We start from the raw sequence: 25,794 nt of genomic DNA, 5'->3' as shown, positions 1-25,794 counted from the left end.
ATGATGTGGGAAGGTAAACATTCCCAATGAAGGGGAGGTGTGAGTTGACGCAACGAGAACGAGCATCTAGGTAGAATGAAAACCACATAGAGAGCGAGGACTTTGTCTAATGAAAAAGCAAGCAAGTCGAATAGCAGCTATGCTATTATGTGGTCTTATGATTTCAAGCACTGCTATCCAAGTACTGCCAAACGCTCAACCAACGGCACATGCTGCAGATGCTTATGTAGGTAAATTTGATTTTGGTCCAGTAAGCAGTCCAGTCTTGGCGGGGTATAATCAAGTTCATGATCAAATGACTTATACGCAGGCGAGAGGCTACGGGCTTGAAACGGCATTGCCAACAGGCGCCTCAAGGAACCGTTCAGGTGGAACGGACCTGACGAACGATTTCATTCTGGGAACACCGTTCACGTTCCTAGCAGATGTACCGAATGGGAATTATAATGTGACCATTTATTCAGGTGATCTGCTTGCGGGTACATCAACAACGAAAACATCCGTTTCCCTGGAAGGTGTGGCGAAAGGGACGATTTCAACGAAGACTGCAATTGCGCAAGCAACGTATAGCACAACTGTCACGGATGGTCAGTTAACCGTAGGTATCACAACCGGTTACAGCGGTACAGGGGCGGGGTATTTGAATGGTCTAATCATTGAGCAGGTGTTAGCTACAGCTCCCTCGATTCCTACAGCTCTCGCAGTGACTAATATCAATCCGATTGCTGGTGCAGCATCCGTATCACTAGCTTGGAACAGTGTCACGGATGCCGTCTATTACAATATGTACCGTGCGACGAATAGCGCGACAAGCTATGATTTGATCTCACAGGTGCCAACGAATTCTTTCACTGATACAGCCGTATCGGCAGGAAATACATATTCCTATCAAGTTACAGCTATAAACGCAGGAGGCCTTGAATCCACAGCTAGTGCATCTGTGACAGCGGATGTGGTACAAACCGTCATCCTTCCAGCTCCTCCATCGAATGTAATGGTAAGCGGTGTCACTGCAGGTCAAGTATCCCTGCAATGGACAGCTTCAGCGGGCGCAACAGGGTATACCATACTTCGTTCGGATTCTGCTGCTGGAACCTATACTGAAATAGGTACGGTTACATCGACTTCCTTCACCGACACAACAGCTGATACATCAGTTGTGCATTACTATCAGGTGAAAGCTTCCAACACAGCAGGTATTTCTGCGGCTTCTAATGTGGCAGCAAGTACAGTATTTGTTGTTCCTCATGCGCTTCCATCTGACTTCCCGTTGAAAATCGACTTCGGCCCTGGCGTCGTAGCGGACGGCTACTTTGGGATTACGGCTCCAGTTGCGTATTCCCCTCAGCTCAAATACGGCTTCGCCGATCCATCGCTTGTCGGCTCTGCTAACAGCGGTACTGCAGATCCGCTGAAATCCGATTATTTGTCACCGTCAGGTACGTCCTTCAACGTGGATCTACCCAATGGGGATTATGCGGTTTCCGTTACCGCAGGTGATGCTAGTGCAGCAACGGAAGTTGCTGTATCCGTAGAAGGAATGACAGCGAATAAAATTGCACTCACGTCTAAAGCAGCTGGCGACTATTTGGAGCAATCGTTCGAAGTTGCTCTCGTGGATGGTCAATTGAACATTTTCTTCTCCGGGTCTGCGCCAAAAATTAATGGACTCGTCATTTCAAAGCTGGCGGATCGCGCAGCTGGAGAAACGCCTACGGTATATATTGCGGGCGATTCTACCGTGCAAACTTATGATCCGTACTGGAAGCCTCAAGCCGGTTGGGGACAGATGATTTCCCACTATTTTACATCTGACATTACGTTCAGCAACCAGTCCATCGGTGGGCGAAGCAGCAAAACCTTCCTCACGGAAGGCCGCTTAGATACCATTTTGCGAGCGATTAAACCGAATGACTACTTCTTAATTCAATTCGGACATAATGATGCGACGATCTCAGTTCCAGAACGATATGCTTCCCCTGCGGATTTCAAAAACTATCTGAAGACTTATATCAACGGGGCTAGACAGCGTGGAGCGATCCCGATTCTGGTAACACCTGTTGGTCGAAGAGACTTTAACGCAACAACGGGTCTATTCAATATCAGCTTCCCTGAGTATGTCGATGGGATGAAAGCAGTAGCACAAGAGATGGATGTCAAATTGGTGGACCTCAGTTCATTAAGTCGTGCGTACTATAACACGATCGGTCCAATCGGGACGCTTGCCGTCTTCCTCCATGTACCGGCCGGAACGTATACCGCCTTCCCTGCCGGCAACGCAGATGACACGCATTTCCAAGAGTATGGCGCCATTCAGATTGCGCGTCTGTTATCAGGCGGAATTAAAGATCTTAATATCCCGGTCTCCGCTTATGTCACCGATATTGCACCGCCGGCTGCTGTTCCATCTAAGCCTACAGGGGTTGTGGCAAGCAGTATAAGCAATGCAGGTGCTGTGCTGACATGGAATACGGTAGAGGGTGCAGATATTTATAAAATTTACAGAAAGTTAGCTTCTGAAACGGATTACGTCTTAGTCGGGACCTCGACGATTCCTACCATCACGACGCAAGGTATGACAGAAGGACAAACCTACCATGTCGTTGTGACAGCGATTAACGGCAAAGGCGAATCAGAGCAATCGGATGTCATTGTTATTACAACGAAACATGCTACGATCAAGTACGACTTCGGTTTGGCTACATCACCTGTTCAAGAAGGCTATATTGGCGTTAATCTTTCTACTGTTTATTCAGCAGACAAAGGCTATGGCATTAAGAATCCTACAGGTATGATTGGCCGTGATCGTGCTACGGGCACAGATGTGCTTCGCGATTGGCTCGGCTATTTCAATGTTGGCTGGGAATTCATGGTTGATCTTCCAAATGGTCTATACTCCGTTAAGCTATACGTTGGCGACTATCTGGGAAGTGCAAGAACGACTGTTGCCATCGAGGGGACCGATTATGGAACCGTTACAGCAGGCAATAAGTCTGTGGTTGAGAAAATAATTCCACAAGTCTCCGTGAGTGATGGACAAATGAACTTCAAGTTTGGCGGTTCTACTGGCATTGTAAATGGGTTGGAGATTACGCCTATTCTTATGGCGCCTTCAGTACTGAAGGTTGAGAGCAAACAAGTAGATCCAGCAAATCCTTCTATCACCTTGTCGTGGATTGGCGTCGAAGATGCTGCGAAGTATAACGTCTATCGCAAAGTGGCCGGAACATCCAAGTTCGAGCTGCTGGGCAGCGCAACAACGAATACCTATATAGATAACACCGTCGATGTAGGCATGAACTACGAATACCAAGTGACAACCGTGGACTTGGCATGGGCGGAGACAGGACCATCAGGGTCCATTGCCGTTTCCATGATTGATCCAACTGTGCCAATCCCAGAAATACCTGTCCATCTGCAAGCAAGCGCAGTGAACAAGAACGATCTCACCATGCAATGGGATGCGGTCACGGGAGCCAAGACCTATAACATTTACCGTTCAGAGTCAGCTGGCGGCAGCTTCGAGTTGATTGGCAAATCCAATCAAGCTAGCTATATCGATACTACAGTACTAACAACCATTCCATACTTTTACAGGGTAGCGTCTGTAAGTGCAGGTGGTATATCGGACCAATCCGAAACGCTGGAGACACCAGCTGTTACCGTACTAAACCGTCAAGCCGAGTATCTCGATCGCGCGCTTGTGGCGGTGAAGCAAGACAACGGTGTATATGTTGGTTGGAGAATGCTTGGCACAGATGCGTCTGATATTGCCTTCAATTTATATCGTGACGGAGTCAAAGTAAATGCAGCACCGATCACAGGGGCAACGAATCTGCTTGATGAAGCGGGAACAGATTCATCGGTCTATCTGTTGAAAACCGTGATCGTCGGCAAAGAGAGAGCAGCGTCGAAAGAAGCAACCGTATGGCAGCACAATTATATGTCTATTCCGATGCAGATTCCGGAGGGCGGCATCACGAAAGCAGGAGAAGCCTACACCTACAGCGCGAACGACACTAGTGTCGGGGATGTGGATGGCGATGGCACGTACGAGTTGATCGTGAAATGGGATCCATCGAACTCCCACGATAACTCACAAGCTGGTTACACAGGCAACGTGTATCTCGATGCTTACAAACTGGACGGCACTCGTCTATGGCGTATCGACCTTGGACCAAACATTCGCGCCGGTGCGCACTATACACAGTTCCAGGTATTTGATCTTGATGGCGATGGGAAAGCGGAAGTCGCACTCAAAACAGCTGATGGCACGATTGACGGAACAGGTGTTGTCATTGGCGATGCATCGGCCGATCACCGAAACAGCTCAGGTTATGTACTGGAAGGACCTGAATTTCTGACTGTCTTCGATGGATTAACTGGCAGAGCAATCACGACGACCAATTATGATCCTCCTCGCGGAGTCGTGGCCGATTGGGGCGATGCTTACGGTAACCGTGTGGACCGTTTCCTTGCTGGTGTAGCTTACCTTGACGGTGAGCATCCAAGCTTGATTTTTAGCCGTGGCTATTATACAAGAACTGTGATTGTGGCCTACGATTACAAGAATGGTGCATTGACGAAAAGGTGGCGTTTCGATACGAACGATGAAGGACTTGGTGCTGCTTACACCGCACAGGGCGATCATAACTTGTCCATTGGTGATGTAGATGGCGATGGCAAGGATGAGATCACATTCGGGGCGATGGCCATTGATGATGATGGCACACCGCTTTACAATACGGGCCTCGGTCACGGGGATGCTCAGCATCTAGGCGATCTGGATCCGTCCAGACCAGGGTTGGAGTTCTTCAACGTGCATGAGCATACGGATTCCCCATATGGGATGGATTTCAGGGATGCGAAAACGGGTGAAATTCTGTGGGGCGTGCATACAGGCATCGATACTGGACGCGGTATGTCGGCAGACATTGATCCGAATTATTTGGGTGAGGAAGTATGGGCAGCAACCATCACGAATGCGCAGCATATTCCGCTCACAGGCCTTTATAGTGCCAAAGGCGAATTGATCTCGACGACGATTCCGAGCTCCACGAACTTCGGCATTTGGTGGGATGGTGACTTGAATCGTGAGTTGTTAGATGCCAATCGCATTGATAAATGGGATTATGTGAACCATGTGACCAACAATTTATTTAACGCGGCTGACGCACTGTCCAACAATAGCACGAAATCAACGCCGAACCTGCAAGCCGACCTGTTTGGCGATTGGCGTGAAGAAGTCGTATGGCGGAACACAGACAGCTCTGAGCTGCGGATTTATACAACGAGTACATTGACCGAAACTCGGTTGCGTACACTGATGCATGATCGGATCTACCGTTTAGGGGTAGCATGGCAAAATACAGGGTATAACCAACCGCCGCACACAAGCTTCTATCTTGGCGTGGGTATGACGGAGCCAGCTCAGCCTCACCTTGCCATAGTGAACCAGCCAGCACCTGCAATTCCGCCTGTAACGACGGATGATGCACCGACAGGATGGGTGAATCACCCTGTAATAGTCACACTTACGGTGAGTGACAGTGGTTCTGGTGTTGACGGTACATTCTACACGGTGGATGGGAAGCCGACTCAGCAAGGCACCAGGATTTCTTTGTCAGATGAGGGTTCGCATATGATTACGTATTGGAGTGTCGACTCTTTGGGCAATCAAGAAGACGTAAAAACAACCAAAGTGAATATCGATACGACAGGACCAGTGATCGTGCAAACCAGCTCCATGCAAGTATTCTGGACGGATGGCGGCAGTCTGACGTTTGATATCTCCGATCCATTAAGTGGAGTTGTTAGCAAGTCTTTCGAGGTTGACGGCACGCAAGTTAGTCTTCCTTATTCATTCAATCCACTCTCTCTTGAGATTGGCGATCATAACGTGAAGGTGACGGCTGCTGATTCAGCAGGAAATGAAACTATTGGAACGTTTTCGCTGAAAGTCCAGATGGATGCGAATCACTTAGATGAGGCTGTGCGCTATGCGGACCAACAGAATTGGATTTTCGACCCAGCCACTTTCACTAATTTGTTAGACAAGATCGAGACCCTGCAAGCACACTTGAGTAAGCCTCAGGCTAAGAATAATTTCAATATGCTTGAGAATTACGTTCATGCGCAATCAGGCAAAAAGATCGATATGCATTTCGCAGCATCTATCATAAACGCGATTTCTTTTCTAAAATCGTAATATCTCAAATAAAATCCTGATAATTGTGCTCACTTTAAACTGGAAGTCCAGGAATATATTCAGCCAACCACCGAATTAATCGTTCAAAGCTCGGTGGTTGGTTGTTTATCCAACAAATTGATCAAACACGTCGGATTGTTGACAGAAGACCGCAAAATTTCAGGAGCACTTCTTCCGAATCAAAACACCAAGCCTAGATCAATTAATTATAAATCTGAGCGGTGGTAACCAGCGAGAGTATTGCTTGCACCGTGGTTGTTGAATAATTCAGACATTCTTATCCTGGATGAACCAACACGGGGCGTTGACGTAGGTGCCAATCAGTAATTCATAAGCTAATGTCCCGCATCGCGCAAACAGGGAAGGCGATTATCATGATATTATCAGAGCTTCCAGAAGTTCTTGGGATGAGCTATCAAATCATTGTTATTCACGAGGTTGTTAGGGGAGAAGGATTCGATCACTTTGATCAATCCAATGAGAATGTGGAGTTGCCGCTGATTTATCGTGGATTATGGTGAAAACAGCGTAAGCCGTTGGTTCTACAAGCGCTGGAAAGATGTGAGGTTCTATTTTTTTGCTTTAGAAGCACATGCATTATTCTTTCTCTCAGTGTGGGAAGATACTTCAAATGGAGAGAAGGTGATGATGCTGAAATTGAATAAGAGATCTTTGATTGTGACAATCGGTTTTGGCTTATCTAGAGGGAATAGAGAAGTAGAGCATTTCTTCAACAACAGTGAATATGAGACAGTCCTAATGAAGTCCGCTTAAACCGCGGTCTTTTTTTTATGGGATCAAGTTCTTGTTGGTTACTCTCATAGATAGTTCATATAACGATAGTTTCACTAAATTTATTGAATTTGAAGCTTTTTGAAGTGCAGTAATGGTTGAAATTCGTTGATTTTGTAGCTTCTTAAACTATTCCTTGATCCGAAAGTTTGCGATAGTAGTCCTATCAGCTTAACTGAGAGGCTGACTCGATCGCAGCATATCGAAATTTCGGTTAACTCATCAAGGAAGTCAGAATAAGGAGGATAATCATGCAAACAGCTTTGAGTAATACCAAATCGGACAGCAGAGTAATAAAAAAGAAAAAAAAGACATTCCTATCAGATATCAGTCAAAATTTTTATTTGTACTTATTAGTACTGCCGGGTATTTTGTATTTTGTGATTTTTAAGTACCTGCCGATGGTAGGCATCATTGTAGCTTTTCAAAATTTCAACGTAGTAAAAGGGATTTTCAAAAGTAAATTTGTTGGGTTGAAAAATTTTGAGTATTTCTTCACTTCAAAAGATTGGCTGACAGTTACCTGGAACACGGTGTATTTAAATGTTTTATTTCTTGTAACTGGTTTGTTTTTTTCCATCTTTATTGCCCTTGTTCTATCTGAAATCAGCTCCAAGTATTTCAAGAAAGTGACACAATCTATTGTCATTCTGCCTAATTTTATATCTTGGACATTGGTTTCCATGTTTGTCTTTGCCCTATTATCTACGGATGTAGGATTAGTGAATACGGTTTTAAAAGCAGTTGGTTATTTGAAAGAAGGGCAAGAAATCAATTTTTATTCCAATCCTGCATTATGGACCGGGATACTGATCATATTGAAAATTTGGAAAACGGCAGGTTTCGGCTCCGTCGTATATTTGGCGGCTATAGCAGGGATTGACCAGGAAATTTATGAAGCCGCCAAAATGGATGGAGCCAGCCGCCTGCAGTGTATAACCAAGATTACGCTGCCGCAGCTCAGAACAACAGCGGTACTCTTGACCTTATTCGGCATAGGCGGAATATTCCACGGAGATTTAGGGATGATTTATGCCATCGTAGGCGATAACCCGAACTTATATGACACGACCGATGTTATTGACACTTATGTATTCAGAATGCTTAGGCAGATGAATGATATCAGCATGTCCACCGCGATTGGACTTTATCAATCGTTTGTCGGCTTAGTAATTGTATTTATAACGAATTGGCTCGCAAAGAAATATGATCAGGATTCTGCAATTTTCTAGGAAGGGATTGTTAAATATGAATAAAAGCCTTGAGGGGAAAGGCATAGATATTGTTTCTTATCTGTTTATGACGATATTTTCTTTATTTTGTATTTTACCTTTTATTCTCATTCTATCAAGCTCCATATCTGACGAAAAAGCGGTACAGATGACCGGCTTCGTTCTAATTCCAAAAGAAATATCTCTATTTGCCTACAAGGTCATATTTCAGGATAATGCGATTTTTAATGCTTACAAGACAACCATCATTTTCACCGTTGTGGGTACGGTGCTCTGTCTTATCCTTACGAGTGCTATGGCCTATGCCCTTTCTGTAAAAACATTTACTCACAGAAACAAGATTGCTTTTTTCGTGTATTTTACGATGCTGTTCAACGGAGGTTTAATACCAACTTATCTATTGATAACAAAGTATTTAAACTTAACAGACAATATTTTAGTGTATATCCTGCCGGTGCTGGTTAACCCATTTAATATGTTTCTGTTAAGAAATTTCTTCAAGCAAATCCCTGATTCACTGGCTGAGTCCGCCAAAATGGATGGAGCTAATGACATCTATATTTTATTTAAAATCATCCTTCCGTTATCTAAGCCTGCACTGGCAACGATCGGATTGTTTTATGGGCTCGGTTTCTGGAACGAATGGTTTACAGCCACTCTTTTCATTAACGATAAAGAACTGTACTCTCTGCAATATCTGATCATGAAGGTATTGAGAGAAGTGGACTTTGCGAATCAAGTGAATGAATTGCCTGGCGTTTCGCTTAATTATGTTGTACCAACCAATACGGCAAAAATGGCTACTGCTGTAGTCACTGTAGGTCCAATCATTTTCATTTATCCTTTTCTACAAAAGTACTTTGTTAAAGGTTTAGTGGTTGGCGCAGTTAAGGGCTAGACCCGCTATAGCGGTTTAGTATAGATATATGATTATTAGGGAGGAAAAAACATGAAAAAAAAGTTTTTTGTAATACCGCTTGCTGTAACACTGCTTGCTGCTTCAATCGTTGGATGCAGCAAGGAAGATAGTAAGCCGACTGAAAGCGCTTCGACTACTGGAAGTGCTTCACCAGCAAAAAGTAAGGATCCGGTTACGCTGAATGTTCGTCTGTTCGGGGCTGAAAACTCGCATTATCGCGCTGTCGATCCCGCCATTAAAGAGTTTGAGAAACGTACGAAGGATACATTGAATACGACATTGAATCTGACATGGACACCGCCTGCGGACTATGGCACAAAGCAACAATTATGGCTGACAGCGGCAGAAGATTTCGACCTCTTTGTCCCATGGGATAAGGATAAAAACGCGAAAGACGGCGCATTAGCAGATTTGAGCAAATACTTTAACAATCCTCAATATCCAGGACTTCAAAAGGCATTCTCACCTGAATATATCAATGACAACAAGATCTTTGGCAAAACCTTTGTCATTCCAATTACAAACGCGTTTATGGATATGGAAGGCGTATATTACAGAAAGGATTTGTTAACGAAGTACAGCATGAAGGAAATCAGCAGTTATGACGATTTATATAACTACCTTGACAAAGTAAGCCAAAACGAAAAAGACATGGTACCATTTGCGAATTATGGAAATATGGCTTTCTTTAAATTATTTACTGATATCAATGCTCAACAGTTGGAAGGAAAGGTATTCCCATTTACGGGCGGTGGTAATCCTAAAGCGAATTATATTTATACCCAAATCGCAGAAGATGGAAAATCTGTAGCGGGTATAGCGGCTTATGGAGATCCGGCATCGGATTGGGCTAAAATTAATCCCAAATACGGTCTGGATTATCTGATGAACCAGTTTAATCAAGCGAAACGGTTTAACAAATTTATCCCGGCAGACACACTGACGGCTACAACTGGAACAGGGAAACAAAACGCTGCTGGATTCGTAACATTGAGTAATTTCAAGGGTACGGAAGCTGGAATTAAGGCAAAAGTACCAAATGCAGAACTTGGTTTCTGGCCAATCTTTAAAAACAATCAAGAATTGGCACCTGGAAAGCAATCGACAGATGGCAAAGCGTGGAATTTCCTTGCTATACCTGCTACTTCCAAAAAAATTGACAGAACAATGGAATTCCTGGATTGGATCTTCTCCAAGCAAGAGAACAATGATTTGTTTACGTACGGGATTGAAGGTACAAACTGGCAGTCCGTAGGTACGAATCAATGGAAGCTTCCGGATGGCGTCGATCCAGCGAAAAATTACATGTTCCCAGGTTACCAATTGACATGGAATCCGACATTAAACAGAATCCCTGCAGGATTGTCAGATCAACTCCAAAAATATTATGATTATCAATTCAAGCCGGAATCGTACAAGAAAAATGTTTTGGCAGGATTTACATTTGATCAAGAGCCTGTAAAAAATGAGATTGCCAAATGTAACACTGTTATACAGAAGTATCTACCGTTTCTATTGTCCGGCTTCGGCGAAGTTAATGAACACTTGTCGAAGATGAATGCGGATTTGAAGGCTTCAGGTGTAGATAAAATTAAGGAAGAATTGAAGAATCAAATCAATACCTTCCTCGCTCAAAAGAAGTAAATAAAGGCAATGCCTGTGCAGACTTAGGTCTGTGCAGGCATTTTTCATTGGCATTTAACAGAATTTAAACAGTTTGTTGATATTCAAACAGCTATCTTACTCCACTAAGATGTTGTTTAAGGATATAATAACATTACAAAACTATTCATCTGTTGGGTGGCGTGAACATGAAAAATGTTATGACTGTTTTTCGGAAAAAAAATATGTTGTTTAAAATCATACTTTCGTATGTGTTGATCGGATTCTTATTTATTAGCTGCTTTTCTTATGTGGTGCTTAAAAGGGTTTCGTCAAATATGACAGAGGACATTGTGGAAACTTCATCAAGAATGATGAATCAAACCTATAATACGGCGGATATTTTACTTACTTTTACCTACAACTATTATTCTCAGCTTTATCTGAATAATGAATATATCTCAAAAGCGTTGAATGGGACAACATTTAGTACCAATGATATCTACGACATCAACAGCCAATTAGGAGGATTTAAAAACACCAATCCATTAGTGTCTTCGATCTATGTATACAATTATCATGCTGGCATTGTTTTCAATTCGGCCAAGGCATTTAGCACGATTGATGATTTTTTTGATAAAGGCATGACGGATTTTCTGAAAGAAGGGGATATGACGAGGAACGGATTGTTTATTCCACGAACAGCGACCCTTTCCTTTTCATCGGATGCGAATAAGATGACCAAACAGGACTATATTTCGATCGTCTATACAAGGATTAATTCAAGCAAAGAACAGAACAGCATGGTTTTGAACTTGGATCAAAAGGTGCTTCAATCGCTAATTTTGAAAGGAAACGATGAAAGACCGAACAAAATGATGATCATCAACTATCAAGGCCATATTATTTCTGAACCAAGGGGGTGGTCTTATGATGATGTGTCAACCCAAGAGATCCTTTCCACGATTGTTCGTTCTAACAGTATGCGAGGAGAGATGGATGAAGCGATCCAAGGAAAATCATATCGCATTTCTTATGTGAAGTCTGATAATCTAGGTTGGAATTTCGTTGTATTCTCGGAAAAAAATGAACTGTTAGGGAAAGTTCACACGTTGCAGAACTTCATACTTGCGCTAACTTTGGTTTGTATTCTATTGATTACGATTACATCGGTCTTCTTTACAAGAATTATATATTTCCCGATCTCTCATCTTCTGATTAGGATAAAAACAACAACAGAGACGAAAGAAAAGGTCAGCCTGAACGAATATGATTTGATAAACAAGTCTTTCTCGTTATTGGAAGATAAAGTCGAGACCTTGCAAACTGACTTCAATCAATCGGTACCCGTGCGCAGACAAAGTCTTCTTAGATCGGTTCTTAATGGCACCGTGAATAATAATCAGGAAGTCAAGTTAGCGATGGAGAAGTTGCAGATCGGTTCAGCAGGGGATCGTTTTATAGTTTGTGTGCTCAAGATCGACGGGTTCCATGAGATCTCGATAAAATATGATATGGTTGATTTATCGCTATTCAAATTTGCCATTCAGAATATCAGTCAAGAGATTGTCGGCAATACCTTTAAATTGGAAGTTATTGAGAATGGCTACGATTCTTTAGATTTCGTATTCAATATTGGCAATGGGGATGCAGAAGCGCATATAAGTGTGTTAAGAAGCCTATTTGCCGACATACAAACAAACATCAGAAGCTTATTGAAATTTACCGTTACGATAGGGATTGGACCCGTTGCCCACACTATGGAACAGCTGCGTGAATCCAGGGATAGCGCTTACCAAACCGTTCTTTACCGTTTAATCTTTGGAACTAATAGCATCCTGTCGTTCGATGATCGGATAGGGGCGGAATTCAGAGAGTATGAATATCCCGATGCGTTGGAGAAGCAAATCATGACCAGTCTTAAAGCAGGAGATATGGAAGCCCTTAAGGAATATACGTCTGAATTTTTTGCTGAAATGATGGCATTCACCTATGATGTGATTATTCATTCCCTTATCCAGCTGCTTATTATGACAATCCGCGTAGCCAAGAGTATGTCAAGCTTAGAACAGTCGGATCATAGCTTGGAGATTCATACTCGCCAGCAAGAATTATTGCACCTTGATACATTAGAACAAATGGAAGCTTGGTACATGAATCTATGTCAAATTATCATAAGACTTCGTGATCAGGAATCCAAATCGAAAAATAGTAAAACCGTTGCCGCCATGGTGGAGTACATGAAGGAAAACTATTTGGATTATAATCTCTCGGTTGATCAGATGTCTCAATTCGTGGGTCTGTCCACCAATTACATGAGACGACTATTCAAAGAGGAAATGAATCATTCTGTTTCAGAATATCTAACGGCACTCCGCTTGGAGAAAGCAAAGGAGCTATTAGTGAAAACAGATGACCCTGCAAGGAAGATTGGCGAAAATGTGGGTTTTGAGAATACCAACTATTTCTATGTGTTATTTAAAAAGCATGTTGGCATGACGCCTGACCATTACCGTAGGGAACATAAGCTCGAAACCTTATTGATGGAGTAAAGACTCAATCAATCTGCGAATAGGTTGCTAATTACAGGGGGGAGATACATGAAGTATCAAAGATTCAGACTTGTTCCTTGGCTACTTATAGTCTTTAGCTTGAACTTACTCTTATCGGCTTGTCAGGAAAATGTGAATAGCCCAAATCGTGGGTCAAGTTCGACAGGAAACCTACCAGTGACTTCAGATATTCCAGATCCTGTTAAATTAAAAGTAATGCTGTTCGGAGACAGACCTATTGACATGGACCAGATATTACAGAAGTTTGAACAAATGACGCATGCAACATTAAACACCACGCTTCAATTCGAGTTTAGTCCCTATTTGGAGAATGAAAAAAAAATGATGTTAAGAATGTCCACCGGAGAGCCCGTCGACCTGATGTTCGATGCACCTTGGACAAAACACTTATTTAATAATGTGAGCATGGGTTATTATCAACAGTTGGACAAGTACTTTAATAATGATCATTATCCAGGTTTAAAGAAAGCATTCCCTAAGGAAATGATGGATTCCAATACAATCAACGGCCATATCTATACCATTCCTTTGTTGGATTCCTATTATGACCCGCCGGCAATTGCGGTCCGGAAGGATATTCGGGAGTCGTTAGGCATGAAACCGCTCGAGACGATGAATGACCTAACTACTTATTTTGATAAAGTACTTCATCAATTTCCGGATAAAATTCCGGCTGTGATCGGCAGCAGGGGCATATTTCGATTGGGAATTCCTGATGCAAAGGGGCACAGCGACATACGATTGGCTCCGATGATGTCAGATTCATTTACGGGCGGCATTCCATTTAGTGTGGCGTTATCCAAGGATGGAAAGAAAGTAATTGGCGCTGCGACCATCGGCGACCCCGACTCGGAATTTGCCGATTTTCCAGCTCCTTTTAATTCCCATGATGCCATTTACGAACATTTCGGGACCCGGGTTCAATTTCGAAAATACAACAATGCAAATCCACTATCGTCAGAAGCAGAAACTGCTCTAGATTTAAGCAAAGCTGCTTCACAGGCCGACACGACCCTATCCGGGATTGCCAGACTTAGGCAAGATTTGCAACGGGTTAATCCTGAGGCGGATTATGAGCCGTTCCTTCTAGGGAGTCAGGCACAACGGGATATGCAGCCAGCATCAATTGGAACTACGTTCTGGGCTAATAACAGCCTAGTCATTCCGGTCACATCTAAGAATACGGATCGTACGATGAAATTTCTGGACTGGCTGTTTAGTAGCCAAGAAAATCACGACTTGTTCGAACTTGGGATTGAAGGCGAACATTGGGTTATGGACGGAGTGGGCGGCTATAAGTTGACGGCCGAATCACCCCAATACCGCTTTCCGGGCTATGAACTAACCAATCATTCAACCCTGTCCCGCATCTTTACGGATAACGATCTGAAGACACTGGCTTACCTGAAATGGGCTAGAAACAATGAAAGCTATTATCAGCTGCCGTTATCGGGGTTTATCTTTAATTCAGCATCCGTCGCGACAGAAATTGCCAAGGTCAAACCCGTTATGCTGCAAGCATCCGATTTGCTTATGACTGGCATGGTCAAGGAATGGAAGGATTATGCGAGGGAACAAAACAAGAAGTGGCGTACCCAAGGTCTGGACACAATACGGCAAGAGGTCGTTAAACAGGTGCAAGCTTATCTCGATGCTGGTGGGAAGTAGCCAAATTAAACATTTTGAAGGCTTTTAAAGTCGTGAAGAAGCTTAATATCGATGAATTTGCAGTTTTTTAAACTATCTAATACTTCGCTGTTTTGTGATAGTAGTGATATCGGCGTGGTCGCCGGAAATTTAAGGTACATGGGAGGAAGGCCTTAAGGTCTTCCTCCCTATCATGATTCCAAGGAGGAGTATAATAATGAGCCTCTTACAGATTTGGCAGGCTCCTGAAGGGGCGGTGGGACAGGACGATTTTGAAGTAAGCGTCCGAATTCCTGGAGAAGACTGGCAGCCGCTCTTCGTATATCAAGCGAAGGTGGACATGCACAATGTCAGACAGGCATCAATGGCCTATTTTGACATGGAAGGAACGGTGGATGTTAGGGTCGTGAGCCGGAAGGGCTCCGTGCATCAAGCGGTCATTAGACCGCTCTCGAAGGAAATTCCATTCGAAGTGGATGGAGCGGCCGTTACCTTTCGTCTGAATGAACCGTGCAAGCTGTCGATAGAAGTGAACGGAGATCGGTTCAGCAATCTTCATCTCTTTGCGAATCCTCTGGAGAAAGAACCTCCTAAACCAGGCGCGCCGAACGTGCTGTTCCTGAAGCCTGCCATCCATCGAATGGAGGATATCGACCGTTTGGCGAACAGCCCGTTGCTGCCTGGTGGCGTGGAGCCGGAAGTGATTTATTTTGAGCCGGGCATGCATTATTTGGAGGAGACGATCTTTCGCATTCCGTCCGGGAAAACTGTCTATATCGCAGGTGGTGCTATCGTTGTCGGTTCACTCGTTTGCGATCATGTACATGATGTCACGATTCGCGGGAGAGGGATGCTATATTTATCCGACTTCCACCGATTCTCGGCTTTCCGAGGTGTCCGGATCACCTTTTCACACCATATTACGGTGGAAGGAATCGTGCTGCTCGACCCGCCACACTACAGCATTTACATTGGTAAGTCCGAATACATCCAGATCCGCAACTTCAAATCCTTCAGCACGCGTGGCTGGTCCGACGGCATTGACATGATGGCCAGCTCACATATCGAAATCGAAGATGTGTTCCTGCGAACATCGGATGATTGTATTGCCATTTACGGAAGTCGTTGGGACTACAGAGGAGATGCGGGTTTCATCAGCGTTAGAGACTCCGTCCTTTGGGCAGACGTAGCCCATGCGCTTAATGTAGGGGGGCACGGAGATTATCAGCGGGGCGACCTGATTCAGAATATTCATTTCTCCAATATCGATATTCTGGAACATCATGAACCTCAACCTAATTATTGGGGGTCGATGAATATTAACGTCGGCGATAATAACACCGTAAGCAATGTTAGTTATGAGGATATCCGCGTGGAGGATTTTGAATTGGGCCAGTTGGTAGACATACGGGTGGTATGGAACGAGAAATATAATCCTGTACCCGGTAAGCGGGTTGAAAATGTCACATTCCGAAACGTGTCCTATAATGGAAAAAATGAAAATAAAAATCGCATATACGGATTTGATCAAGAACGATTCGTAGGCGGGATCACCTTCATCAATCTTCGTATCAATGGCGAGTTGATTTTGGATGCAGAAAAGGGGAAATTTGACATTAACGAACATGCGCATGACATCCAGTTTCGCCATGAAGCATAAACCGTCGGGTGATGATCAGAGTTTCGAAGTGGAAGGGCTCTGTCCCTTCCGCATAAGGGCTGAATCGATATACGGCTTGTAGGAAGGTAAGAAAGGGAGGATATATAACGAATATTGAAAACGCTATTATTTCTTTTTAAGGAAATAACTTCAACATTTTACATGAGAGGGAGATTGCGAATGAAGAATAAAGGGAAATTGGTATCGATTCTATCAGTAATCATCATGATAGCACAGATTTGTTTATCCGCTATACCAGTTACCGTTAAGGCAGAATCAGCTTCGGTATTTACAGATTATTTACCGGCGATTACACAGGTAACCGATGAGGAAGGCTTTACACATCCCGGAGTAGGACTCACCAAGGAGCTTCTTGATAACCTGAGATCGAAGATCAGAACGGGAGCACAACCTTGGACATACTATTGGAATAACATGTTGCTCACGGCTCCTGAAGCTTCAAGAACGATTGGTTCTAGCAACAGTAGAGACGGTATTACAGTACTCAACGATAATTTTGACAGTCAGGGTATTGAAGGAAGGTTTATTGCAGATGGCATAAAGGCATATGCACAGGCGATGATGTATTATATAACCGGCGACGAAGTATATCGTGCCAATGCCATGATGATCATCCGTCTTTGGGAGCAGATGGATCCTGCGAAATATGCGTACTATAAAGATGCCTGTATTCACGCAGGAATACCTCTTAATCGAATGCTCATGGCCGCAGAGATCATGAGGTACACAAGCACTCAAACAGAAGCACTGGCTTGGACAGATCAAGATACAGCTGATTTAACCAATCATCTTATTATTCCCGCAACAGAAACCTTTTTGCATGACCAAAACCATTTTATGAACCAGCATAATTATCCGTTGATAGGTGCCATATCCGGTTATATCTTTACCGGCAACCGCGATAGATACAACGAGGCTGTGGAATGGTTTACCGTTAACCGTACAGCTCATGATCAAGGCTTCAACGGATCGATCAAGGCGCTGTTCCGATGGGTAACGGAGGAAGAAAAACCGGGAACGATAGTCGGGGAAGGAACGCCGGTAGAACCGCACGTACAGCATATGGAGATGGGTAGAGACCAAGCGCACGGCGGCGGAGACTTAACCAACGCGGCTATCTTAACCCGTTTGATCCATGCTCAGGGAACCAAAATTGATCCGGTAACTGGAGCCCCGTCTACAGCGGGTAATGCCGTAGATATCATGGCGTTTCTGAATCATCGACTTTTGGCGGCAGCCGACTATTTCTGGCAGTTCATGCTCGGTAATGACACGCCATGGACTCCACAGGCATACGCCATTACCGGTGGCGACCCAGATAACGTAGGTATGGGGGGATATATAAGAGACACTTATAATGGTCTATCAGGCGGTTACAGGGGAAGATTTGATACTGCGAATTTTTGGGATTTTTATTCCTACTATACGTACGTCAAACAGGAAGACGTATCCGAGCTTGCCCCATATTACTATGAAGCCTTTACCAAGAAACAACCGGCAACTCCCGGTATGTGGGGGAACAAGGATGCTGGCAATGACTTCTGGCTCTATTTGCCAGCGGAGGCTGAGGCTGATGCAACAAAGTTTATTCCTCAGGATAAATCAAATGGTAAGATCCTGGAACTTGAAGACCGATACACGAAGCTTGATAACAATACGGCTCTGATGCAAGAAGGGGATATCAGCTTTATCCAATTTCATGCAACGCAAGAAGGAAGTAAAATAGCTGCTCTCAGTTTTGCAGGCGCTGCCGGTTCGGGGCCCTTTGGATTCAAGATTCGAACCAATGGCGTAAGCACATTTAATGCGCTAGGTTCGACCTTCACTCTTCCGGATACGAAAGGGGAGTGGGGATATGTGTCCCTTGCCGGATCTTTTGAAAATATCGTTTATATGACCGTAAAAGGAGCGCCTGGTGTTACCGTCGATATAGACTCCGTTGATGCGGCGGCAAGTACGAATCTAACACCTCCGGTATTTAAATCCGGAAGCTCGGATTTAAAGATCTATACCTATGTAGGAGCGTCTGTGAATGTCGATTTGTCTGCTACCGATGCCAGCAGCACGGATGTGATTGCGTATGAGTTTCAGAATAATTCCAAAGGTCTTCCGATCGATGCCCATACAGGCGCATTTTCCTGGCAGCCTACAGAGGCCGGAGACTATTCCGTTGTCCTTGCGGCTACGGACGGCACTACCGTTTCGGTCAAAAATGTCAACATTATCGTAAGCAGCGACCGTGCTGCTGCAGTTCAAGCCATCATTGCTTCCTATGATCTCAACCAAGCTTACGTGGAAGCAACGCTCAAGAATTTCCAAACGGTGTATAACGACACGTTGAGTCTGATTAACACTGCATCCGAGGTGGATTTCGATAAGCAATTGCAAGCGCTAAGGGCTGCAACCGAGGGTCTGGCAATAGTGACGCCTTTAAATAATATCGGAAGTATGCGTTGGTCGAAGGTAGTAGCTTGGTCCTCCTGGGGTGCTTATGCTTCTAAAATGGACGATGGTGATTGGTCTACCGGTGCTGGCTATGGTCTTGCGCAAGGATCGGCGCCTCATTTGTACCATATGCTGGATTTCGGTCCCGATTATAAGATTTCAGCTACCAAGTTTGGGTTTAAGGGCAATATCTTCGTAGATCGTCTCGCCAACTCCACGGTATATGGATCTAATGATAAGGTGAATTGGACACGTTTGACACCGGGTGTCACCCAGTATACGCAAGCTTTTCATACCCTTGATGTGGATCCTACCTACCAAAATGAGAAATATCGTTATATCAAACTGGAAATGATTCAACCGCTTCCTGCTGTTCTTTATGGTGAAGTGGTGAATCTCTTGGAATTGGATGATTTTGATGTCTATGGAACACGTTATGAAATTGGCAACAAGATTCAATCGGTTTCCTTAAGTTCGGATCAGGCTCTTAACGCCCGGGTTGCGCTTGGAAAGCCAATCCAAGCATCTATCACGGCCAAAGAAGCGATTAGTAACGTAAAGGTTAACATTCAAGGCCAGGTTGCCACAGTCAGTACGACGGACAATATTAACTGGACGGCTACGACAATTTTGACCGGACAAGAGCAAAGCGGCGACGTGAAAGTTAGTGTCGACTATACCAAGCAGGACGGAACGAACGGAGATACCCTGTATGGCACAACCGATGGTTCCAAGTTGTTCGCTGCCGATGATTCAGATTTGATTACGAATGCTGCCAGCCTCGCCAATTTGATTGGTTTTAGCGCGGCAGATACGTTAAAACAAGCGAATTATCTATTTGACAACAATGCTAGTACGAGTTCCGAGTTCCGGTTGGACGGCTCTGGAGCGGGAAGCTACATGACCTTTGACTTCAAGGAAGGCAATCAAGTGACGCTTTCGAATGTAGAACTGCTTGCAAGACAAGATTCAGGATTATTTACTCGGATAAGCGGTGCAGTGGTTCAGGGCTCCAACGATAATAACACGTGGACGACTCTCACCAAAGCAGCGGCATCTACCGCGGATTGGCAAATGTTGAAGGTTAGCGATACGAAAGGGTACCGTTATATCCGAATTTACAATGCGAATACGTGGTACGGCAATATGGCGGAAGTAAGACTCCATGGCGTTGTGAAGTCCCTGAGCAAGATCGCGTCGTCTTCGATCAGTTCGGCTCAGAGCCTCAGCAACAGAATTGTTCCAGGTAGCACGGTCAAATTAGCCTTCATAGCCAAAGAAGCGATTAATAACGTCAATGTCATGATTCAAGGCCTGGCTGCGACGGCTACGTCTACGGACAATATCAACTGGATCGCTGAGGCGACCTTGAATCAAGGCGCAGCAACAGGCACAGTGAATTTCGCCATTACTTACAACCAGCAAGATGGAGCGGTCGGATTCCCTATTCACACTACGACAGATAACTCCACACTGTTCCTTGTAGACGAGTCGGATTTAATTAAAAATATCACCAGCATCACAAATTTGATTGATTCAACTTCAAGTTCAGGAAGAACAGCAGCAGACACATTAACACAAGTGAATTATTTATTTGACAACAATGCAGGTACGGGTTCCGACTTCCGGTTGAACGGCTCCGGATCCGGAAGCTATATCACCTTTGACTTTAAGGAAGGCAATCTAGTTACGCTTTCGAGTGTAGAATTGCTCGGAAGAGCTTTGTATGACAGAATTCGCGGGGCAGTCGTTCAAGGCTCCAACGATAATTCGACCTGGACGACTCTCACTACAGCAGCGGTATCTACACCGAATTGGCAAACCTTGCCGGTCAGCGGCAATGTCCCGTATCGTTATATCCGTATTTACAATGGTAATGCGTGGTATGGCAATATGGCTGAGGTGAGATTCCATGGAAAAGTTGAAAATTTGATTAGAATCCAATCAGCTTCAATCAGTTCGGCTCAAAGCATCGCGAGTAGGATCGTGCCCGGCAACACAGTAAAACTAGCAATTGTAGCCAAAGAGCTCATTAAAGACGTAAAAGTCGCTATTCAAGACCAAGAGGCAACCGTATCTTCCACAGACAATATCAACTGGACGGCTACGGCGACTTTGAATCAAGGTGTGGCAACTGGGCCGGTGAAATACACCATTCTTTACAATAAACAAGACGGAACGGCAGGGTATCCGGCTACTCAAACAACAGACAACTCTTCTCTGTATCTGGTTGATGAGACGGATGTGATTACAAATATCACTAGCAACGCGAATTTAATTGATTCAACTTCAGGAAGAACTGCAGCCCAAACCTTGCAGCAGGTGAATTATTTGTTTGACAGCAATGCAAGCACGGGTTCCGATTTCCGTATTGGAAGCAACAATTCCGGAACGGGAAGCTACATCATCTTTGACTTTAATGCTGGCAATCAAGCTGCGCTTACGAGTGTAGAGTTGCTAGCAAGACAAGATCAAAATTATACAAGAATTAATGGTACAGTAATCCAAGGCTCCAACGATAATACAACATGGACAACGCTCACCAAAGCGGCGGTATCTACACGGGATTGGCAAACCTTGGCGGTGAACGGTAAAGTGCCGTACCGTTACATCAAAATTGTCAACCCAAACGCGTGGTTTGGAAACATGAATGAAGTGAGATTCCACGGGGCAGTGAAACCGGCAGACGTGACGCCTCCGGTAACAACCGATAATGCACCGAAGGGATCGGTCAAGAATAATGCGACGGTAACCCTTAGTGTCTATGATGATAGTTCCGGCGTTGCGGCAACCTACTACACATTGGACGGAGGCGCGCAGCAAACCGGAAACACGGTTACGTTGACTACCTACGGAGCGCATGCAATTGTATATTGGAGTGTGGACTGGGCAGGCAATGTGGAGCAGCAGCACACGGTCACTGTAAACATCGCCGATACGACTCCGCCTGCTGTGGCCAGTTTGTATGCCGATATTACAGTGCCGACCAACCAAGATGTTCATGTGACCATCAACTATCCGCTTGAGGCGGCTGTGATGGATTACAAAGTAGGGGATAACGGCGTATGGACAGCGTATACGGGGCCAGTAACACTCTTCGAGAACGCAACGGTGTATGCAAGAAGTACGGATGCTGAAGGAAATATCTCGGACGAGTCGAGTTATACAGTCAGCAATATCTACAAGACTGTCCTTGGGGACGCAGTCTTCACAGCTGACGTCACAAGTCCGACTAATGGCAATGTTTCCTTGACGATCAGCTTTCCGGACAATGCGGTGATCAAGGAATACAAAATCGGGAATAGCGGCACATGGACAACGTATGTCTCACCTGTTACCGTCTCCGACAATGTTACTGTCTACGCTCGAAGCAAGGACTTCGTTGGCAATGAATCGAATGTAAGCAGCTACGTGGTGAACAACATCGTTTCGAAAAGCAAGGCTAAGCCGGGTGCCGTCGTCCTTACTGAAGACAATGGGCAGGATACGGGCCTCCAGGATGGTAATTTTAATATTCTAATGAATATGTGGTACGGAGAAAACGGCAGGATTTATAAGCTTTATGAGAACGATGTGTTAATTGAAACGAAGACCCTTACGGACGACACGCCGAATGCCCAATCTACCGTAACATCTATTACTTATAAACCGAATGGTACCTATCGTTATTATGCAGAGCTTACGAATGCATACGGTACTACTACAAGCAATACGCTGCTTGTAAACGTAACGCAAGCAACGCCTTCCAAACCTGTTTTGTCGAACGATAACTGGGATGGTGACGGAAACTTCAATGTCAACATGAACTTGTGGTGGGGAATCAATGGAGCGACGTATAATTTATATGAAAATGGCGTTCTGATCTATACACAAGCGCTGACGAATCATACGCCTTCAGCCCAATCTGCTGTGACCGCTGTAACCAATAAGGAAAAAGGTACGTATTCGTATCAGGCTGAGCTCGTCAACTATGCGGGAGCCACATCCAGTAATACGATGATTGTCAATGTTTTGAAGTGATGTAAGATTTGTCGACCCTAACAGGGCTGGTCATCGGGAACGGGAGCATCACACCGAATTCTGATGACCGGCCCTCATTCATAAGTCCAGAATGAGTTTGATCATCGAGCTTGCTTACAAGCAGATTATAATGGAAAGGATGACTTTACTATGGAAGCAAACTACAATCTATTATCGAAGAAAGGAGCTTGGGGAGATCAGGGAGACGGCACCTATGTCAATCCAGTCTTGCCAGGGGATTATAGCGACCCGGATGTCATTCGGGTCGGAGATGATTACTACGCTATTTCCTCTACGCTGCATTGCTCACCAGGCATGGCGGTACTGCATTCCAAAGATCTTGTGAATTGGAGAATGATCGGGCACGTTGTGAAAGATTTGACAAGCATCGGCCCGGAATATAAGTATGATCGCATGAATCGTTATGGCAGAGGAGTCTGGGCAGGCGCGATCCGATTCCACAAGAATAAATACTGGGTCTATTTCTTCACGCCCGATGAAGGATTGTTTATGAGCACGGCCGTCGACCCGACTGGACCTTGGGAGCCGCTGCATCATGTTTGGGCGGTTAGCGGCTGGGATGATGGCTGCCCGTTTTGGGATGATGACGGACAGGGCTACTTTGTGGCCACGAATTTTGCTGATAATTATCATATCCACTTATTTAAACTCAGTGAAGACGGTAGAGAGCTGTTGCATGACACCGATACGATTATTCATCAGTACAAGGGAAGCGAAGCCAATAAGCTCTACAAAATAAATGGGGTTTACTATTTTTTTCACAGCGAGGTTCGCCATGAAGAAGGCGTTGACGTCAGAGTCGTTATGATGTTAAGGGCAAAGCATATTTATGGGCCTTATGAGGAAAAGGAGCTTATCCATACACACGGCAAGGAGGTAGACCGGGAGCCGAACCAAGGCGGTCTTGTCCAAACCGTTGACGGGGATTGGTATTTCATTAGTCATCAAGGAATAGGGGGATGGGAAGGAAGAACGCTTCACTTGCTGCCTGTAACCTGGACCCACGGATGGCCAATTATTGGAGACGATACGGATGGCGATGGAATCGGAGAGATGGTATGGGGTGGCAATAAGTCTATAAACGGATATCCCGTGACGGTTCTTGCCAGCAAGGACGATTTTGACCAGGCGATGCTTGAGCCTTATTGGGAATGGAACCATCAGCCGCGAGAAGACAAATGGTCGTTAGCGGAACGGCCCGGCTATTTGCGTCTATACGCATGCCAACCCATCGAGAAGGATAATTTTTTTACTGTCTGCAACGTCATTTCACAAAGAGCGTATCGAACAGCTCACAATACGGTTACGGCAAAAATAGAGATTGGCGGCATGGTAGACGGACAAGAAGCGGGCCTTTGCCATTTTGCGCAAACCTACTGTACAATTGGCGTACAACAACAGAATGGTACAAAGGTTCTGAAGTTTAACGATTCAGGAACCATTACGTGGGGCGCCGAATTAACAGGCAACACTCTTCGGTTAAGATCTGTGTGGAATCTCGACGGAATCAACCAGTTTGAATTCAGTGTCGATGGGGAGCAATTCATGAGCTTTGGGGACCCCTATCAGTTGGGGTGGGGGCATTACAGGGGAGATCGAATTGGACTATATAGCTATAATTGCCAGAGTGAACAGGGTTATCTTGATGTAGATCAATTTTGCTATGAAGTGGCGGGAGTGGAGAAGAGATGAAATGAAATCGTCGTTGTTTAGGGATCCTATTTATGATGGAGCGGCAGATCCTGTTGTCATATGGAATCGGCAGGCTCAGGAATGGTGGATGATTTACACGAACCGTCGGGCAACGCAGGAAGGTCCGAAATACGGATGGGTGCATGGCACTGATCTCGGCGTTGCTTCCTCATCGGATTGCGGAACAACTTGGTTATACCGGGGAACCTTGGAAGGTTTGGAAACAGGTTGGGGCAGAAATACGTTTTGGGCACCTGAAATCATTTGGCATGATGGGCTATACCATATGTATGTCACTTATGTTCACGGCGTACCAGAAGATTGGACGGGAAAGGCTCGTATTAGGCATTATACAAGCCCTGATTTTATTCAATGGAAGTTTCAGTCCACGCTTGGCATTAGTGAGGAGAACGTGATTGATTCCTGTGTGTATCGTCTGCCGAACGGTACGTTTCGAATGTGGTTTAAGCAAGGCAATCATACCTATGCTGCAGACAGCAAAGATTTGTATGCTTGGCAACCTATTGGGCAAGTGATAACCGATAGAGGCCACGAAGGACCGAACGTTTTCAACTTGGGCGGCTATTATTGGATGATTGTAGACGAGTGGCGAGGGCAGGGTGTGTACCGCTCCGATGATCTTGAGACGTGGGAACGAAACGGCCTCATTCTCGACCAGCCCGGCAAGCGTGAGGATGATGGGACAATCGGCCTTCACGCAGATGTGGTCGTTCAAGGAGAAGAGGGGTATATCTTTTATTTCACTCATCCTGGCCGTATTCATGGACATCATGAAGATGGGGGCTATGAAATGCGGCGCTCGTCCATTCAGGCAGCTAAGCTGGAAGTTGTGAATGGTGTGCTGATCTGTGATCGTGACCGGGAGTTTGAATTACTTCTTCGAGCAGTAGATTGATAGCCTTGCTCTCATCATGCAGCGAATTCAATCAACCATCCGTAAA

The 25,794-nt window shown here is 44.8% G+C and carries 12 protein-coding genes; all 12 read left to right on the top strand.

Annotated elements, in window-relative coordinates:
* Nucleotides 1-109: 109 nt before the first annotated feature.
* The 12 genes from ASG89_RS38395 to ASG89_RS00805 all read left to right on the top strand — a co-directional run bounded on the left by ASG89_RS38395 (nucleotide 110) and on the right by ASG89_RS00805 (nucleotide 25,748).
* On the top strand, nucleotides 110-6,208 hold the full coding sequence (locus ASG89_RS38395) for an OmpL47-type beta-barrel domain-containing protein (protein WP_057308412.1): 6,099 nt from the start codon (nucleotides 110-112) through the stop codon (nucleotides 6,206-6,208).
* Between the two features lie 338 nt (nucleotides 6,209-6,546).
* A complete protein-coding gene (locus tag ASG89_RS37070) occupies nucleotides 6,547-6,729 on the top strand; it encodes a hypothetical protein (RefSeq protein WP_057308411.1) in 183 nt (60 codons plus the stop codon).
* Nucleotides 6,716-6,982 (top strand): hypothetical protein, encoded by a 267-nt coding sequence (locus ASG89_RS37300; RefSeq protein ID WP_057308410.1) that lies wholly within the window; start codon nucleotides 6,716-6,718, stop codon nucleotides 6,980-6,982. The genes ASG89_RS37070 and ASG89_RS37300 overlap by 14 nt, the downstream gene beginning before the upstream one ends.
* Nucleotides 6,983-7,251: 269 nt before the next feature.
* Nucleotides 7,252-8,232: an ABC transporter permease gene (locus ASG89_RS00845; RefSeq protein ID WP_057308409.1), complete on the top strand. Its 981-nt coding sequence runs from the start codon at nucleotides 7,252-7,254 to the stop codon at nucleotides 8,230-8,232.
* Nucleotides 8,233-8,248: 16 nt separating this feature from the next.
* The gene (locus ASG89_RS00840) at nucleotides 8,249-9,130 is read left to right on the top strand and encodes a carbohydrate ABC transporter permease (protein WP_057308408.1); all 882 of its coding nucleotides are present in this window, start codon (nucleotides 8,249-8,251) and stop codon (nucleotides 9,128-9,130) included.
* A gap of 51 nt (nucleotides 9,131-9,181) precedes the next feature.
* The gene (locus tag ASG89_RS00835; protein WP_057308407.1) at nucleotides 9,182-10,795 is read left to right on the top strand and encodes an ABC transporter substrate-binding protein; all 1,614 of its coding nucleotides are present in this window, start codon (nucleotides 9,182-9,184) and stop codon (nucleotides 10,793-10,795) included.
* A gap of 167 nt (nucleotides 10,796-10,962) precedes the next feature.
* Nucleotides 10,963-13,305, top strand: coding sequence for an AraC family transcriptional regulator (locus ASG89_RS00830; protein WP_057308406.1), 2,343 nt, complete (start codon nucleotides 10,963-10,965; stop codon nucleotides 13,303-13,305).
* A 48-nt stretch (nucleotides 13,306-13,353) separates the two neighbouring features.
* Nucleotides 13,354-14,994 (top strand): extracellular solute-binding protein, encoded by a 1,641-nt coding sequence (locus ASG89_RS00825; RefSeq protein ID WP_057308405.1) that lies wholly within the window; start codon nucleotides 13,354-13,356, stop codon nucleotides 14,992-14,994.
* 196 nt (nucleotides 14,995-15,190) lie between these two features.
* Nucleotides 15,191-16,633 (top strand): glycosyl hydrolase family 28 protein, encoded by a 1,443-nt coding sequence (locus ASG89_RS00820; protein ID WP_057308404.1) that lies wholly within the window; start codon nucleotides 15,191-15,193, stop codon nucleotides 16,631-16,633.
* Between the two features lie 180 nt (nucleotides 16,634-16,813).
* The gene (locus ASG89_RS00815) at nucleotides 16,814-23,119 is read left to right on the top strand and encodes a discoidin domain-containing protein (RefSeq protein ID WP_082592527.1); all 6,306 of its coding nucleotides are present in this window, start codon (nucleotides 16,814-16,816) and stop codon (nucleotides 23,117-23,119) included.
* Between the two features lie 150 nt (nucleotides 23,120-23,269).
* On the top strand, nucleotides 23,270-24,832 hold the full coding sequence (locus ASG89_RS00810) for a glycoside hydrolase 43 family protein (protein WP_082592525.1): 1,563 nt from the start codon (nucleotides 23,270-23,272) through the stop codon (nucleotides 24,830-24,832).
* Nucleotide 24,833: 1 nt separating this feature from the next.
* A complete protein-coding gene (locus tag ASG89_RS00805; protein ID WP_057308403.1) occupies nucleotides 24,834-25,748 on the top strand; it encodes a glycosyl hydrolase in 915 nt (304 codons plus the stop codon).
* Nucleotides 25,749-25,794 lie beyond the last annotated feature (46 nt).

Origin of the sequence: Paenibacillus sp. Soil766 (assembly GCF_001428105.1) — a bacterium.
GTDB lineage: Bacteria > Bacillota > Bacilli > Paenibacillales > NBRC-103111 > Paenibacillus_E.
Note: the sequence above shows the minus strand (reverse complement) of the source record. Positions and strands in the feature narration are given on the sequence as shown.

Excerpts from the sequence above, each read along its gene's own strand:
- ASG89_RS38395 (WP_057308412.1), top strand. The coding sequence starts at position 110 with ATGAAAAAGCAAGCAAGTCGAATAGCAGCTATGCTATTATGTGGTCTT.
- ASG89_RS37070 (WP_057308411.1), top strand. The coding sequence starts at position 6,547 with ATGTCCCGCATCGCGCAAACAGGGAAGGCGATTATCATGATATTATCA.
- ASG89_RS00845 (WP_057308409.1), top strand. The coding sequence starts at position 7,252 with ATGCAAACAGCTTTGAGTAATACCAAATCGGACAGCAGAGTAATAAAA.
- ASG89_RS00840 (WP_057308408.1), top strand. The coding sequence starts at position 8,249 with ATGAATAAAAGCCTTGAGGGGAAAGGCATAGATATTGTTTCTTATCTG.
- ASG89_RS00835 (WP_057308407.1), top strand. The coding sequence starts at position 9,182 with ATGAAAAAAAAGTTTTTTGTAATACCGCTTGCTGTAACACTGCTTGCT.
- ASG89_RS00830 (WP_057308406.1), top strand. The coding sequence starts at position 10,963 with ATGAAAAATGTTATGACTGTTTTTCGGAAAAAAAATATGTTGTTTAAA.
- ASG89_RS00825 (WP_057308405.1), top strand. The coding sequence starts at position 13,354 with ATGAAGTATCAAAGATTCAGACTTGTTCCTTGGCTACTTATAGTCTTT.
- ASG89_RS00820 (WP_057308404.1), top strand. The coding sequence starts at position 15,191 with ATGAGCCTCTTACAGATTTGGCAGGCTCCTGAAGGGGCGGTGGGACAG.
- ASG89_RS00815 (WP_082592527.1), top strand. The coding sequence starts at position 16,814 with ATGAAGAATAAAGGGAAATTGGTATCGATTCTATCAGTAATCATCATG.
- ASG89_RS00810 (WP_082592525.1), top strand. The coding sequence starts at position 23,270 with ATGGAAGCAAACTACAATCTATTATCGAAGAAAGGAGCTTGGGGAGAT.
- ASG89_RS00805 (WP_057308403.1), top strand. The coding sequence starts at position 24,834 with ATGAAATCGTCGTTGTTTAGGGATCCTATTTATGATGGAGCGGCAGAT.